The following is a 15,552-nucleotide window of genomic DNA, read 5'->3' on the forward strand; positions in this document are numbered from 1 at the left end:
AATATGAAAAAAGAAGCAGGAATTTTACTTGCAGGAGGGATTGGTCTTCTGGCTGCACTAAGTTTTATTGGAATCAAGAAAATCTTGGAAAAAAAGCAAAAGAAATACAACGATTACTATGGCGACTATCATAGACATCATGACAAAGATGAGGCAGATGATGAACATGGTGTGGAGTATTATGCAATGAAGTAATATAAAATTGAAGTAGTAAACAATTATATTTGTCTTACAATTTCCGGTATTTCCATTTTTTGGATGCCGGATTTTTTTGTGGAAAACTTTATTCTTAAAACTTATTATTTTAAAATAATTCGGTTTTAATTTTACAAAACTAAATGAAAGATGATAACATCATAAAAGGTCAAGGCGCACAGCGAAATGTAAATAACCGTTTCGATAGATACATTTATGAGCAAGATGATGAGGATTTTGGCAATGTAAAAACCACATTCACTGAAGTTTTCCCCAAAACTATCGTCAATATCGTAAAAAGTGCAGATCTTCCGATGGATTATTCTATGAATCCTTACCAAGGTTGTGAGCACGGATGCTCCTATTGTTTTGCCAGACCAACTCACGAGTATTGGGGATACAGCGCAGGAGTTGATTTTGAAAGAAAAATAATGGTTAAAAAAAACGCCCCAGAGCTATTAGAAATTTTTTTTAAGAAAAAGGGGTATCAACCCGAACCCATTTTACTCTCTGGAAATACAGATTGTTATCAGCCTGCAGAAAGGCAATTTGAGATTACAAGGCAATTGTTGCAAGTTTGTTTAAATTATAGACATCCTGTAAATATTTTAACTAAAAATGCTTTAGTATTGCGAGATTTGGACATATTGAAACCTTTGGCACAGCAAAAACTGGTTTCTGTATCTCTCAGTATTCCTACTATCAACGAAGAATTACGTCGAAAGATGGAACCACGCACAAGTTCTTCTAAAAACAAGTTGAAAGCGTTGGAAATTCTCTCTAAAAACGAAATTCCAACTCATGTGATGATTGCGCCCATCATTCCGGGATTAAACAGCGATGAGCCATTGTCTATTCTAAAATCAATTTCTGATGCTGGAGCTCAAAATTTTGGCTATACTTTGGTACGATTAAATGATTCTGTAGAGCCTGTTTTTATTAATTGGATTGAGACCGCATTTCCAGACAGAGCGCAAAAAGTTTTAAATTTAATTAAATCAATGCGAGGAGGAAAATTGGGAGACAAAAAAATGTACGACAGGCACAGAGGAGAAGGTAATATCGCCGAAATGATTCACAACACTTTTAAAATAGGCAGAAAAAAGTTTTTCGAAGGAAAAGAATTTCCGAAACTTTCTAAAGATGGATTTACGGGAACGAGGGAGCAGCAACTGAGTTTTTTTTAGAGAAAATTACTGACAAGATAATCTTCTAGAAACATGGCCCAATGTTTACTTCTGCACTTTTATCGAATTTAAGAGTTGCAACGAGTAACGTGGTTCCTTACAATCTTCAAAAAACAAAAAACCGAACAAAAAAGTTCGGTTTCAAAATTATTTCTTAATTAATCCCAGTTCAATTAATCGTTCGTGTAAAAACGCTCCTGCCGTTGTATCTTCGTACAGTTTCGGGTTGTTTTCATCTACACAGTTTTCAAGGGCATTCAGCGACATTTCGCTCACCGGATGCATAAAGAAAGGAATAGAGTATCTTGAAGTTCCCCACAATTCTCTTGGTGGATTTACCACTCTGTGAATGGTAGATTTCAACTTGTTGTTGGTGTGTCTAGAAAGCATATCTCCAACGTTAATCATCAGTTCGTCTGGTTCTGCAATCGCATCAATCCATTCTCCTTTGTGGTTTTGAACCTGAAGACCTTTTCCCTGAGAACCCATCAAAAGAGTAATCAAATTAATATCTCCGTGGGCTGCTGCTCTTACCGCATCGTCTGGTTCCTGAGTGATTGGCGGGTAGTGAATTGGTCTCAAAATAGAGTTCCCCTCTGCGATTTTATCATCAAAATAAAACTCATCCAAACCAAGATACAATGCTAACGCTCTCAAAACATATTTACCTGTTTTTTCAAGCATTTGGTAGGTTTCTTTTCCTACTTCATTAAATTTTGGGAGCTCATCTACGATGACGTTGTCGGGATATTCGCTTTTGTATTTTGAATCATCCGAAACGTACTGTCCGAAATGCCAAAACTCTTTCAAATCGCCTTTTTTAAAACCTTTCGCAGTCTCTTTTCCGAAACCGACATAGCCACGTTGCCCACCGATTCCGGGGATTTCGTACTGTTGTTTGGTTTCTGTGGGGAGTTCAAAGAAGTTTTTCACTTCTCCATAAAGATTGCCTACAAGTTTGTCATCCAGGAAATGTCCTTTTAAGGCAACAAAACCAATTTCTTCGTAAGCTTTTCCGATTTCATTTACAAATTTCTGTTTGCGTTCCGGGTTGTCCGAAAGGAAATCACGCAGGTCTACACTAGGTATTTTATCCATTTTATAGAAATTTTACGTGCGGCTAATTTACTGTTTTTAGATCTATCTTAAGTTAAAAATTATGTTTTTTGAAACTTTAATAATGAAGATAAAAAATCAATATAATTACAGCAGAAACAGAGAATAAACCGACAATATTTTTCAATTTGAAATTAAATACTTTACCCATTCTTGATTCTACAAGTGAAATAATAAAATTTCCTACACTGAATCCCGGTAATGGTAATAAATTTAAAAGACCAACAATTATACAGCAAAACGGCAACAATGATATTTGAGAGGAAAAATTTTTGGAAACAGCGCCAATTCCGCCGACTTTTTTATGATCATTTTTTGGAATCATAAGGTCATAAGCTTCTTTGATCATTTTTTGGTAATTTTTAAAAACTTTTCCGAAGCTGAATTTTTCCTGTGTTTGTTTTATTTCTTGAGCATTCTTTTCTTCGGTAGTCGGTTTGATTAAAGCTTTTATTGGTGTTCCTTCTGATTGAAGGATCTTTGCGACACCATCGTCGTTGATTTTTATTTCTTTAAAATGATTACCCCTCTTAATTTTTATCTCAGAATTAGAATTCATTAAGATATCAACATTGATTTTTCGAATGTCCTTAACTGGCCGATCGTTCACAGATATAATTTTATCTCCATTTTTAAATCCTAATTGTTGCATGGTTCCATTAAATTCCAAACCATATATTGCGTCTCTATTATCAATGTAAAAAACTTTTGGAGACAGTGAATGAATTAAAAAAAGTACTAAAAATGCTATGAAAAAATCAAAAAGCAATCCCGATAATTTCAGAATAGGATTATTGTGTTTTGCTTTGGATACAAACCACTTCGGAAGATAATTTCCTAAAAGATGAATTAAGATTGAAATTATTATCATTGTATATTACAGTTTTTTTGAAATTTGGTATTCACTAATTTACAAAAGTTTCTAAAAACTAAAACGAACCATTCATTAATGAATGGTTCGTTTTAGTTTTTAAGAGTTTTTATATTTTTCTTTCGCTAATTCCTTTTGACGGTAATATTCTAATTTTTCTTCGGGAGTCATTAATTCTAACTTTAATGCTCTAATATTATCAGCGTTAGAATAATATTCTTTGTATTCAATTTCGTTATCTTTTTTAAATTTATCGATATTTTTTGGCACGTCAAAGAATAGTTTTTTTCTTAAAACTTCATTTCTCGACAATAGAAATTCTAATCTTTGTTTCTTCTCTTTCTTTTCCATTTTTATTTTTCAATTAAATTAATAAACATTATATTTTCATTTGGGTTAACTGGACTTGGAATTGGCTTAATTTCTCCAACTAAAAATTTTGTATTACTCTTAAAAAGCACCTCTTTTTCTGCGGGTAGTAATGATGCTTCTTCTATATTTTTGCCGTTTTTTCCTATGATTTTTATTAACACATTATAACTTGCATCATCAAACATCATTTCTTCTGCCGCCATATAATCATAAGTAGAAGATGTAAATGCTTTCTTCTCAACAGTTTTACCGGTTATATACTCTTTCTTCAGTGATTCAGGTGACCATTTTTCTAACCTGTAAAAAGTCGAAGAGCTAGTTTTTGGTAATTTATTTAAAGCATTATTCAGCAACTCTTTATATACTTTGTACTCTTCTGTTATTGCAATTTCTCCTCTTAAAGCTCTGTTTAAACCAGAATAATATCCTGACGTATATAGTCTTACAGCAACTTCCTCTTCCAAAGATAAATATTTTGCCATATATCTTGTGCTAGAAAGCTCAACTAAAATTTTCTGAAAAGCAGGATTTTCTCCTAAAACTTTTAAATATTTGGTATTTCTAAGTTTTGCAGCTAAAGAAGAAAAACTTCTGAAAGCATTGGCTTGAAACTCTGGTATAAGCCCTGCTGTAATGTTTTCCAAAACTGTCCAGCGGTCTTTATCCATTTGTTCTTCAGTGAAATAATTAGCAACAACGGTAGGTATAAAATAATCTCCTTTATCATCTAATATTTTTAAAGGAGTTAAGGCATTATTAATACCTAACGTTTGAGAACCACTATCTAAAGGTGCCCAATTTCCATTTTCATAAGAGTGAATGGTAAAACCAACTTCAAATTTCTTTTCCTCTTCCATAAACCCACTCCAATAAACAAATCTGTTTTCAACAACACCATTTTTCATTGTATCTTTCATATCAAGAGAGTAAATAATGGCATTTTGATAATCAGAATCTTTCCAAGCTTTACTTCCCACTTTTGTCAATTCAATAATGAAATCTTCAAGATATTTAGCTTTAAGTTTATTCAAAATTTTCCTTACTATTTCAGGGTTGTTATTTATTTGATTCCCCCACCAAATTCCATTTTTCGCACCTTTAAGTAAATTAATAACCGAAAGATTTTCATTAGTTCCAGAGGTGTTAATGGCTTTTTCAGAAAGTGAAATAAAGTCTTTCCAAAGCATTTCATCTGTAAGAGCTTGTAAGACAAAGTCAGGAATCTTTTCGTACAATCCATCAATAATATTAGGATTGCCTTCGGCAGTTGCAAAAAAATCTAAATAATAACGAACAATCGATTTTTTCATTGATTCTGCATGAGAATCACCCTTAACAATTCGTAAAAATTCTATAAAAGTTTCGACATTTGATGTGTATAATTTGATAGCAAAATACTCGTCATTTAATTTAAAGTCAGTAGGGCTGGAAGATTCTTTAGTTTCTGCATCTTGAAATTTTTTATCTTCACCGTCTTTATAGATGAAGTTAAGATTATACGTTACCTTATTATTATCAAAATAAATCCCAAATGTGTAAGAATTGCTTAGTAAATTCTTTCTGGTATTCAATTTGGCTAAGTCAAAAGTTGCCCGAACTTCTTGCTCTCCTTTTTTGTATACAAAAGGGTTGTTGTTTTTAATAGTACTGGGTACAGGAATATTCATTGAAGATGAACCTGTATAAATAGTTTTGTCTCTTAAAAAGTAAATTTCCGGATCAAATAAAAAAGCTTCTATCAACCCTAATTTTTCTTTCAAATGTTTTGCAAGAAGATCATAATTAATTCCACCGGTGTGAAAATCTTCAGATAATGCATCGTAGTCATCTACTGTTGGTTTGTAAAAAGCACTTTTCTTTCCAAAGGGTGTATTCAATGCGTATTCGTTTGAAATTTCATCAAATGTTTTGCTTGTTCTTATTGCTTTGAATGGGTCTTGGCCAGACATTCCTTTGTTTAAATCTTCAAAGGAAAGAATTTTGAACTCTGAGAGGTCGTCACTCCACTCATCATTAAATTGTTTCATAAATGTAATTTTTTAGTGAATAATTTAGATTTTGCAAAATCAATCATGACTACAAAGAAAATTCAGATAAGCGACAAAACTTGACGTGTTATATTTTAGTTTATAAACTCACTAAAAAAAATTAATTTTGCTTTATGAAAAAATATTCTTCTAAACGCAGTGTGCAGATTCTTGCACATCTTCTTCAGCAGTACGGAATTTCAGATATTATTATTTCGCCGGGATCGAGAAATGCTCCTTTGGCAATTCATTTTTCTGAAATCGACAGCTTCAACTGTTTCTCTATTGTTGACGAAAGAAGTGCCGCGTTTGTAGGAATGGGAATGGCGATGAGTGAGAAAAAACCTGTGGTAATCACCTGTACAAGCGGTTCGGCAGCAGCAAATTATTATCCTGCGGTTACCGAAGCTTTCTATTCCAATACGCCTTTGTTGATTTTAACGGCAGACCGCCCTACAGACTACACCGATATTTTCGACGGACAAACCATAAGACAAAATAACTTGTTTCATCAGCATTCTTACGGAGATTTTCAGCTTTTAGAAGATTCTAAAGATGATGCCGAAAATGTAAATTCAGAAATTATTAAAAAAGCCATCGAACTTTGTTTCGAGAAAAGAGGTCCGGTGCACATCAACATTCCTCTGGAAGAACCTTTGTACAACCTTGTTTCAGAACTGCCGACTTTCCCAACTGTGGAACATACCATTCGGAATAAGGAATACGAAATACCTTCAACCCTTGTAGCAGACTGGAATACTTCACAGAGAATCATGATTTTGGTAGGAACTAGAGATCACAGTGCCGAGCTTGAAAACCAGCTTACCCAGCTTGTGAAAAATCATACAGTAGTGGTTTTAAGTGAAACAAATTCTAATTTATATCATGAGAAATTTTTTAAACATATCGACAGGTATATCACGGGTTTTACGGAGGAAGATTACCGACAATATGCTCCCGATCTTTTGATTACGGTGGGGCAGAATGTAGTGTCTAAGAGAGTAAAACAGTTTCTAAGAAATGCTCATCCGAAGCAACACTGGCATCTGGATGAGGTTTGGCAACCTGATACGTATTTTGCATTAACACAGAAAATAGAGATTAAACCAGAACTGTTCTTTTCAAAGTTACTTAATTTTGCCACTTTGGAGCCGAAACCTTTTTACAATCTTTGGGATGTTTTGAGAGGTAAAAAAGATCTGAAACACGAGCAATATCTTAATCTTATAGAGTTTTCAGACTTTTATCTTTTTAATAAAGTTTCGCAAAGTATTCCGGAAAATTATAATGTGCATTTCAGTAATTCATCGGCAATCCGCTATGCACAATTGTTTGATTTCGGGAAAAGAAGAATCTACTGCAATAGAGGTACCAGCGGCATCGATGGAAGTACTTCTACTGCGATGGGATTTGCTATTAAAAACGAAAAACCAACACTTTTGCTTACCGGAGATTTGAGTTTTATGTACGATATCAATGGGATCTGGAATCAGTATATCCCACCTTTTACAAGAATTATTATTTTTAATAATGGGGAAGGGAATATCTTTAAAATCATCCCAGGGCCTGGAAATGCCAACTCGAATTCTGTAGACGAATTTATTGCAACAAAGCATAATAAAAATATGGAGTTTTTGGCAAAACACTTCGGATTCTCGTATACTAAAGTAGAAGACGAAATGACGCTTGATCGGGTGATGGATAATTTTTTCAAGGCAGATATTCATCCAAAAATTCTGGAAGTGATGACTGCAGGGAAAAGTAACGCAGAAATTTTGAAAACTTATTTTAAATCGCTCTAGAAGCTTTAGGTTTTAAGCATTACATGACCCTAGCTTCTAAGAAAGATTTAGATAAACTTTAGCATCATGCTTAGAAAATATCTTCAAAAAGGTTTTGAATAAAGCTTAATAACAAAATGCAATGGTAATGATTCAAAAAATTCTTAAGATTCATTTTTTTTCATAATGCGAAGCTCAAAGAATGATTTCTTGTTTAAAGCTCAAAATAATCTTCATTCCACGGAAGATTCAAGATTCTGTCTATCGGATAAACAAACATATCATCAAAGTCATTCATTGCATTAATGAGCTGAAAGTGAGAGAAATCTTTGAGATTTTGTAAAGTGATTTCTGTTTCCTTTATTTTTTTTGTTTTCAGAAGTTGTTGTCTTTGTACTCCGTTCAAAAGATAGGTGGTTGGCGTGAACCACTCTTTCCCTTTTTTGAACAACAAATTCGAAAAAGAAGTATCGGTAATATGATTGTTTTTTACAATGATGATTTCTTCACATTTAGATTTCATTTTCATTTTTTCAAGTTCCTTACGGTCTTCAAACTTGAAGGAATAATCATAAATGTTGTTTTCTACCAGCTGAAAAGTATGAATTTCTGGTATTGCATAAGGTATCATCTGGGTGCGGATTTTCTTTTCGAGATCATAAATCAAGCGAAGTTTATACAATCCGTCTTCGTTATGATCCAAATGTTTAAAAATTTTTTGCAGGTCAACAGAATCACTCTTTCCAAAATGAGAAAAAGTGTCATTTATTCTTTTTTGATGAAGATCCGCAAGAAAAATTTTCTGGTCTTCTACTTTAATGCTTTCAATGAATAGGGACATAAATTTTGTTTTTCATTTCTTCGTACTCGTCTTCTAATTTGCTCATGTGGGTAATCCCACCGCCACTCTTGAAAAAGAGTTTTTCTTTTTCTTTTTCAATAAACCGAATCATCACGCAACTGTCTAGATTTTCGCCATCAAACCATCCGCAAACTCCTGTGTAGAAGCCTCTGTTGTAATCCTCAACTTCCAAAATAATATCTAAAGTTTTTTGTTTTGGCGCTCCCAAAATAGATCCTGCCGGAAGCAATTTTTGTAGCATGCTTCCTATTTTTCCTTTAAATTCTGATTTTACTATCCCAGAAATTTCCGAGCTCATGGCAAAAAGATTTTTCTGTTTTGTTTTAATAAAGTCAATATACTGAAATTTATCTACTTTCACGTCATCTGCCACCATACTCATGTCGTTTCTCAGAAGATCAACCACTGTGTAGTGCTCTGCTTTTTCTTTCGGATTATTTTTCAAAACTTCAGATGCATTTTCTATTGATGCATCAATAGTCCCCTTCATCGGATACGTATAGATTTTACCATCAATAATTTTCACAAACGTTTCTGGAGAAAAAAATACGAAAAAATCTTGGAATAATACTTTGTATTTTGCCCGAGAATGGTAAAAAATTTCTTCTAAAGTTAAATTGGTTTCAATTTCGGTTTTTCGGGTATAGTTGATGAGGTAAGAATTTCCAAATCGAATATTTTTTTGAACACAATCAAAACCTTTTTTAAAACTTTCAATCGTTTCGGGATAAGATTTTAGCTCTGTTTTTTTAGTAAAATCATCTCTTTTTTTTAGATTCGAAAATGATTGAAAATCAATTAGTAAGCCTGAATTTGCTAACTCCTCTTCGTTGTACACCAAAACGTTTTTAGAAAGAAAGTCCGTGATGAAAAAAAAGGGAACTTTCTTCTCTGAAAGTTCATCCATTCTTTTAAAATTATGATGATTTGCCAAAAACATTCTACAAAAGTAGTTATTGATGATTACTTTTGCATAAAATTTTTTTGATGCAGCAGCAATTTCCTCAGAAACCGGGACTCGATATTATCCTAAAACAGGCTTTTTCGTATTGGAGCAAAACGATAGGCCTACAGCTTATGTTTTCTATTATTTATTTTGGGATTTTTATTTCCGCAATACATTTTTTTATGGGATATTACGGAATCTATAATCACGAGCCGGAGCTTCAGGCTGCTTTGTCGAAGGGATTTCAAGAGTATGCGGAAAAATCGGCAGCTCTTTCTTCAACGGTAGAATTTAGCTATTTCCGTTATGCATTTATAGGGGTTTTGGTTTTTTTAGGACCTCTTAATATTGGTTTTTTTCAAATCTATAAAAAAATTGATTTAAAAGAAAATGTAGGCCTTTCAGATTTATTTGCAGGCTATAGAGGGTTGAACTTTTTTAAATTTATTAGTTTTTATTTGTTTTGGTTTCTTTTACTTTTTATGCTGGCGCCGCTTATTATTTTTCCGTTTTTTTGGATTTTAATCACTATTTTTTCTACACCTCTGATATTTTTTGAAAACAAAAGAACCTTTGAAACACTGTCTATTGGATGGGCCGCTTTAAGAAGAAATTTTATAGAAATATTTGTTTGTGTTTTAATTGCAGCGGTGTTTAGCCACATCGGGTTTTTATTTTTTTTGATCGGAGGATTGTTTACTTTTCCTTTCTGGAATGCAATTGCTTACTCTCTTTACTCTAATATTTTAGAAAATAAAAAAGGAAAATTGCCATAGTTTATTATTTTTATCCACTAAACAGATATTGTTTTACTAATGGCAATTAACATGCATATACAAGATGCTTGCAACGATGTCATTTTCTTTTACTGAGATATTTTTTTGTTTCGGGATTCTTAAGCGTTTATTGGTATAGTTTTTAGTATAAAGTTTTATTAGCTGAATGCTTCAACGCAAACTGATAACTACAGATTATTCAACAAACTGTATAAAATTTGAAAACATGGATAAAGATCAACAAATTAGTGGAATTAAAATAAAACAAGTGTTTCTTTTGGCAATCATTATTACGATGGTTGGGCTTATATGTTTTCATCTTGCTCTTTTTATTCCTTCTGTTTTAGGTGCAATTACAATTTATGTAGTTTGCAGGAAATACAATTTTTATTTACAAGAAGAAAGAAAATGGAAACCTTGGGCTTCTGCCTTGGTTCTTATGTTGGTAAGCCTCATTGTAATTGTATTACCAATTTACTTTATTGCAGACTTGCTGATTGAGAAGGTTGGGAATGCGCAAGCTTACATGGCTAAATTCAATGTTTTTATTGATAAAATACATGATTTTGTTTACAGCAAGACAAAATTTGATATTCTGAGCAAAGATAATATGAACAAACTGAAAACTACGGCGGGTAGATTTTCTACATCGGCTCTAAGCGGAACGGTAAATACGCTTACGGTTATTATGTCGATGTATTTCATTCTTTATTTTATGTTTGAAAAACCACGTTTATTCGAAAGAATTTTAGGTTCTGCGGCACCACTAAAAAGATCAAATATATCCTTAATTGGCGAAAAAATGCGAAAACTGATTATGGCGAATGCAATCGGTATTCCGGTTGTTGCTTTAGGGCAGGGTATTATTGCTCTCATTGGTTACTTTATTTTTGGAGCACCAAGTCCTGTGCTTTTGTTTGCACTTACAGCTGCAGCTTCCATGATTCCAGTGGTTGGCGCAGCGATTATCTATGTTCCGATTTGTATTTTTATGATTGCTGAAGGGAATACCGGAGCAGGCTTGGGTCTTGCTGCATACTGTGTAATTGTGGTGGGCATTACAGATAATTTATTAAGATTTACCTTACTTAAAAAACTGGAAGATATTCACCCTTTAAATACTGTGTTTGGGATTATTATGGGTATGAACCTTTTCGGCTTCATGGGATTGGTTTTTGGCCCAATCATGGTTTCTTTAACATTGCTTTTAATTCAAGTTTACAGAAATGAATTTTCTGAGGATGACACAAAAGAAATTATGCTTTCAGATAAAGATAAATGTGAAGAATTAGAAAAGAAAATAGATTTGATTGTATAATAAATAGAAGGATTAAGACCAGAAATACTGCAGGAGATATGCATAGTAAAAATGCCTTTCGGTAAATATAAAGGAACTATAATTGCCGACATTCCGGTACATTATCTCGAATGGATGTATAAAAAAGGAATGCCGCCAGGAAAACTTGGAATGCAGCTTTCAACGATTTATGAAATAAAAATCAACGGGCTTACTGATTTGCTGAGGCCGCTTCGTAATTAATTAGATTGAGTCAAAATAAATTCCGACCTTTGTAAAATGTTCTTATTTTTATAATGAAAGTATCTAAAAAAGTAAATGCAGCAAGACGTTCTTTGATGAGGGGGCTTACCAAAAATGTTGGTAAATCTCATTCCGAAGGTTTTGTGCAAAAAAATATTCCGATAAAAAAAATACTTATTTCAAGACCTAATCATAGGTTAGGAAATCTACTTTTACTGTCTCCTCTGGTACAAGAAGTAATTGAAACTTTTCCTGATGCCAAGGTTGATCTTTTTGTAAAAGGAGGAATTACTCCTATTATTTATAAAAACTACAAGAATATAGATCGTATTATTCAACTTCCTAAAAAACCATTTAGTAGCCTGTTTCAATACATAAAAGGTTGGGCAACACTTAAAAGCAGAAAGTATGATTTGGTGATTAACGCCAGTTATGGTTCATCATCAGGGAAATTATCTACTTCTATGGCTAGATCAGAATATAAAATCTTTGGAGATACAGACGAAAAACTACAATCAAAATTTACAGATTATCGTCACGCCGCAAAAAATTCTATCTACAGCTTTAGAGATTTTGTCAGTCATTTGGATATTGACAGAAGCAGTTCCAAAATCCCAGATTTAGATATAAAATTGAGCAGTGACGAAAAAGAAGAAGGAAGAAAAAAGCTGCATGATATTATAAAAAATGACAAAAAATCTATTTGTCTTTTTACCAATGCTACAGGAGCAAAATGTTACTCCGAAGAATGGTGGAATGCTTTCTATGAAAAGCTGCAAACCGCTTTCCCCAATTACAATATTGTAGAACTTTTACCGGTAGAAAATATTTCTAAAATCAATTTTCGGGCACCCTCTTTTTACAGTAAAGATATAAGAGAAATGGGTGGTTTCATTGCCAACTGCTCGGTTTTTATAGCAGCAGACAACGGAGTAATGCATTTGGCTAGTGCAGTAAATACACCAACAGTAGGATTGTTTATGATGACTGAAGAGACTGTTTATAAACCCTACAACGAAGGCAGTTTTTCGGTAGATACAAATGAGAAATCTACCGAAGAAATAATTAATTTATTGCAAAAGTTTTTGTAATAAATTGCAGTATCAAATACAGTTATTATATTATGAAAAGTTTTTATGCAGAAGGTTTTCGTCCTTTAGAAACTAAGATTTTAGACGTTTTGAATAATTTTAAAACGGGTGGAATTCTTATTGGTCCCGGAAGCCGAAATGTGGTTAAAATTTTTGATATCAACGGTGAAAGATTTAATTTTAAATCATTTAAACAGCACAACGTTGTCAACAGACATGTTTACAAATATTATAGAAAATCTAAGGCAAAACGCTCTTTTGAGTATGCGCAACTTCTTTTAAGCAAAGGTTTTCAGACGCCTGAACCTGTTGCCTATATCGAAAATTTTGATTTTTGGGGCGTAACTTCCAGTTATTACATCAGCAGACAACTTGAAGATTCTCCTACTTTGATGGAGGTTATTGTTAATCATTCGTTTCCAGAAAGAGAGAAAATCATACGCCAATATGCTCAATTAATGTTTCGTCTGCATGAGCAAGGATTTGAATTTTTAGACAATGCCCCAGGGAATTTTATTATCAAAAATGAAGATAATGTCTATGAATTTTATATGGTTGATCTTAACCGAATGAGCTTTCACGGTGAGTTGAATTTAGACAAAAGGTTAAATAATTTTGCACGTTTAACTTCAGATTCTGGGGTGATTGGGATAATAAGTGATGAGTATGCAAAACAAGCTGGCTCATCTGCAGACTATTGTTTCAATAAGATTACTCACGCTATCAATGGCATGGTTCGAAAGAGAAAAATGAAAAAAATTCTAAAGTTTTACAAATTTTTGCTCCCTAGACGTTAGTTTTTCAAAGCTTCAATCTCATCACGCAGTTTTGCGGCTTTTATGAAGTCTAAATTTTTCGCGGCAGCTTCCATTTCCTTTTGCTTTTGCTGAACAATTTTTGCAACATCTTCTGAAGAATAATTGGCTTTTGTTTCGGCTACTTTCTGTGTAATCTCTTTTTGAGTATATTTTTCGTCTGGGAAATCTTTACTTCTTCCAACCAGGTTTTCAGAAATCTTTTTATTTAAAGCTGTCGGAACTAGTCCGTGTTTTTGATTGTATTCAATCTGTTTATTTCTTCTGTATTCTGTTTCATCCAATGCTGCCTGCATAGATTTTGTAATTTTATCAGCATACATAATGGCTCTTCCGTTGATGTTTCTTGCGGCACGGCCAACAGTTTGTATCATTGATCTTCGGCTTCTTAGCATACCTTCTTTGTCGGCGTCCAAAATAGCAACTAATGATACTTCAGGTAAATCTAAACCTTCTCTTAGTAAATTCACACCAATCAACACATCAAAAAGACCTATACGAAGATCATGCATGATTTGAATACGTTCCAAAGTCTCCACATCAGAGTGTATATATCTTGTTCTGATGCCAAATTTTGTGAAATATTTGGTCAGCTCTTCTGCCATTTTTTTGGTCAAAGTTGTCACCAAAGTTCTCTCATCAATTTCAGCTCTTTTATTGATTTCTTCCATTAAATCATCAATTTGATTTAAAGAAGGTCTGATTTCAATAATAGGATCCAAAAGTCCCGTCGGACGGATGATCTGCTCTATATATTCTCCACCGGTTTTCTCCAGTTCATAATCCGCCGGAGTTGCAGAAACATAAATTACCTGATTTTGAATAGCTTCAAATTCTTCAAACTTCAAAGGTCGGTTATCCATCGCAGCGGGAAGCCTGAAACCATATTCTACCAAGGCTTCTTTACGGCTTCTGTCGCCTCCGTACATGGCATGAACCTGCGGAACAGTAACGTGGCTTTCATCAATCACCATCAAATAATCTTTTGGGAAATAATCTAAAAGACAAAATGGCCGTGAACCCGGAAGTCTTCCGTCTAAATATCTTGAATAGTTTTCAATTCCAGAACAGTAACCGAGTTCTTTGATCATTTCAAGATCAAGCTCTGTTCTTTCTTGCAATCTTTTGGCTTCCAGAGGTTTTTCAATTGAACCAAAAAAATCAACCTGTTTCACCATGTCATCCTGAATATTTCTAATGGCTCCGTTCAGCGTTTCCTTGGAAGTCACAAAAAGATTGGCAGGATAAATTTGAATAGATTCAAAATTGGAAGTTACATTCCCTGAAACCGGATCAAAGCTTTGAATTTTTTCAATCTCGTCTCCAAAAAACTGAACTCTTATTCCGTTGTCGGCATACGCAGGAAAGATGTCAATCACATCACCTTTCACCCGAAACGTACCTCTTTGAAACTCGCTGAGCGTTCTGGAATACAATGCATTAACTAAAGAATGAAGCAATGCTGTTCTCGTAGTTTTCTCACCAATTTCCAGTGAAATCAATGATTTGTGGAATTCTGCCGGGTTTCCTACACCATAAATGCACGATACTGAGGCGACAATCAAAATGTCTCTTCTTCCTGAAAGCAAACTTGCAATTGCCGAAAGTCGCAGCTTTTCAACTTCTTCGTTGATGCTTAAATCTTTTTCAATATAAGTTCCTGAGCTTGCAATGTAAGCTTCAGGCTGATAATAGTCGTAGTAACTTACAAAATATTCAACAGCGTTTTCGGGGTAGAATTCTTTAAATTCCATGAAAAGCTGGGCTGCCAAAGTTTTGTTGTGTGCGAGAACCAAAGTTGGTTTTTGAACATTGCGCACTACATTGGCAATGGTGAAAGTTTTCCCCGATCCCGTAACGCCGAGAAGGGTTTGGTATTTTTCACCGATCTCAATACCTTCTGTCAGTTTTTTAATGGCAGTGGGCTGGTCTCCTGTAGGTTTATATTCTGATTGAAGTTTGAATTGCATTGA

The 15,552-nt window shown here is 33.7% G+C and carries 15 protein-coding genes; 8 read left to right on the forward strand and 7 right to left on the reverse strand.

The genetic code is table 11. From position 1 onward, the window contains the following. Positions 1-3: 3 nt before the first annotated feature. Together BW939_RS01195 and BW939_RS01200 are read left to right on the forward strand one after the other, a co-directional pair. Positions 4-195, forward strand: coding sequence for a hypothetical protein (locus BW939_RS01195; protein ID WP_076449018.1), 192 nt, complete (start codon positions 4-6; stop codon positions 193-195). 143 nt (positions 196-338) lie between these two features. Continuing rightward, positions 339-1,382 carry a PA0069 family radical SAM protein gene (locus BW939_RS01200; protein WP_076449021.1) on the forward strand — a complete coding sequence of 348 codons (1,044 nt, stop codon included), beginning with the start codon at positions 339-341 and terminating at the stop codon, positions 1,380-1,382. A 147-nt stretch (positions 1,383-1,529) separates the two neighbouring features. On the opposite strand, the gene BW939_RS01205 is transcribed toward BW939_RS01200, so the two are convergent. From BW939_RS01205 to BW939_RS15685, 4 genes are all read right to left on the reverse strand, one after another. After that, the gene (locus BW939_RS01205; protein ID WP_076449023.1) at positions 1,530-2,480 is read right to left on the reverse strand and encodes an isopenicillin N synthase family dioxygenase; all 951 of its coding nucleotides are present in this window, start codon (positions 2,478-2,480) and stop codon (positions 1,530-1,532) included. Between the two features lie 76 nt (positions 2,481-2,556). Then, complete coding sequence (locus tag BW939_RS01210) at positions 2,557-3,369, reverse strand: site-2 protease family protein (protein ID WP_076449025.1); 813 nt, start codon at positions 3,367-3,369, stop codon at positions 2,557-2,559. 99 nt (positions 3,370-3,468) lie between these two features. Next, positions 3,469-3,720: a hypothetical protein gene (locus tag BW939_RS01215; protein WP_076449027.1), complete on the reverse strand. Its 252-nt coding sequence runs from the start codon at positions 3,718-3,720 to the stop codon at positions 3,469-3,471. 2 nt (positions 3,721-3,722) lie between these two features. Next, a complete protein-coding gene (locus BW939_RS15685; RefSeq protein ID WP_084566563.1) occupies positions 3,723-5,768 on the reverse strand; it encodes an ADP-ribosyltransferase domain-containing protein in 2,046 nt (681 codons plus the stop codon). A 134-nt stretch (positions 5,769-5,902) separates the two neighbouring features. Between BW939_RS15685 and menD the strand changes: the two genes are divergently transcribed. After that, positions 5,903-7,570, forward strand: a complete 1,668-nt coding sequence (gene menD / locus BW939_RS01225) for a 2-succinyl-5-enolpyruvyl-6-hydroxy-3-cyclohexene-1-carboxylic-acid synthase (protein WP_076449028.1) — start codon at positions 5,903-5,905, stop codon at positions 7,568-7,570. A gap of 193 nt (positions 7,571-7,763) precedes the next feature. On the opposite strand, the gene BW939_RS01230 is transcribed toward menD, so the two are convergent. Together BW939_RS01230 and BW939_RS01235 are read right to left on the reverse strand one after the other, a co-directional pair. After that, the gene (locus tag BW939_RS01230; RefSeq protein ID WP_076449030.1) at positions 7,764-8,390 is read right to left on the reverse strand and encodes an aminotransferase class IV; all 627 of its coding nucleotides are present in this window, start codon (positions 8,388-8,390) and stop codon (positions 7,764-7,766) included. Next, on the reverse strand, positions 8,374-9,351 hold the full coding sequence (locus tag BW939_RS01235; RefSeq protein WP_076449032.1) for an aminodeoxychorismate synthase component I: 978 nt from the start codon (positions 9,349-9,351) through the stop codon (positions 8,374-8,376). Before BW939_RS01235 ends, BW939_RS01230 begins: the two co-directional genes overlap by 17 nt. A 47-nt stretch (positions 9,352-9,398) precedes the next feature. Here BW939_RS01235 and BW939_RS01240 point away from each other — a divergent pair, with 47 nt between their 5' ends. From BW939_RS01240 to BW939_RS01260, 5 genes are all read left to right on the forward strand, one after another. Next, complete coding sequence (locus BW939_RS01240; RefSeq protein WP_076449034.1) at positions 9,399-10,133, forward strand: hypothetical protein; 735 nt, start codon at positions 9,399-9,401, stop codon at positions 10,131-10,133. A 226-nt stretch (positions 10,134-10,359) separates the two neighbouring features. Continuing rightward, positions 10,360-11,451 carry an AI-2E family transporter gene (locus BW939_RS01245; RefSeq protein ID WP_076450080.1) on the forward strand — a complete coding sequence of 364 codons (1,092 nt, stop codon included), beginning with the start codon at positions 10,360-10,362 and terminating at the stop codon, positions 11,449-11,451. Positions 11,452-11,454: 3 nt separating this feature from the next. After that, the gene (locus tag BW939_RS01250; protein ID WP_076449036.1) at positions 11,455-11,673 is read left to right on the forward strand and encodes a DUF3820 family protein; all 219 of its coding nucleotides are present in this window, start codon (positions 11,455-11,457) and stop codon (positions 11,671-11,673) included. Between the two features lie 53 nt (positions 11,674-11,726). Next, the gene (locus BW939_RS01255) at positions 11,727-12,764 is read left to right on the forward strand and encodes a glycosyltransferase family 9 protein (RefSeq protein ID WP_076449038.1); all 1,038 of its coding nucleotides are present in this window, start codon (positions 11,727-11,729) and stop codon (positions 12,762-12,764) included. Positions 12,765-12,796: 32 nt separating this feature from the next. Then, entirely contained in the window at positions 12,797-13,561 is a 765-nt protein-coding gene (locus tag BW939_RS01260) for a lipopolysaccharide kinase InaA family protein (protein WP_076449039.1), read from the forward strand. Here BW939_RS01260 and uvrB read toward each other — a convergent pair. Then, a complete protein-coding gene (gene uvrB / locus BW939_RS01265) occupies positions 13,558-15,549 on the reverse strand; it encodes an excinuclease ABC subunit UvrB (protein ID WP_076449041.1) in 1,992 nt (663 codons plus the stop codon). The genes BW939_RS01260 and uvrB overlap by 4 nt on opposite strands. Between the last annotated feature and the right edge of the window lie 3 nt (positions 15,550-15,552).

Origin of the sequence: Chryseobacterium piscicola (assembly GCF_900156685.1) — a bacterium.
Taxonomy (GTDB): domain Bacteria; phylum Bacteroidota; class Bacteroidia; order Flavobacteriales; family Weeksellaceae; genus Chryseobacterium; species Chryseobacterium piscicola.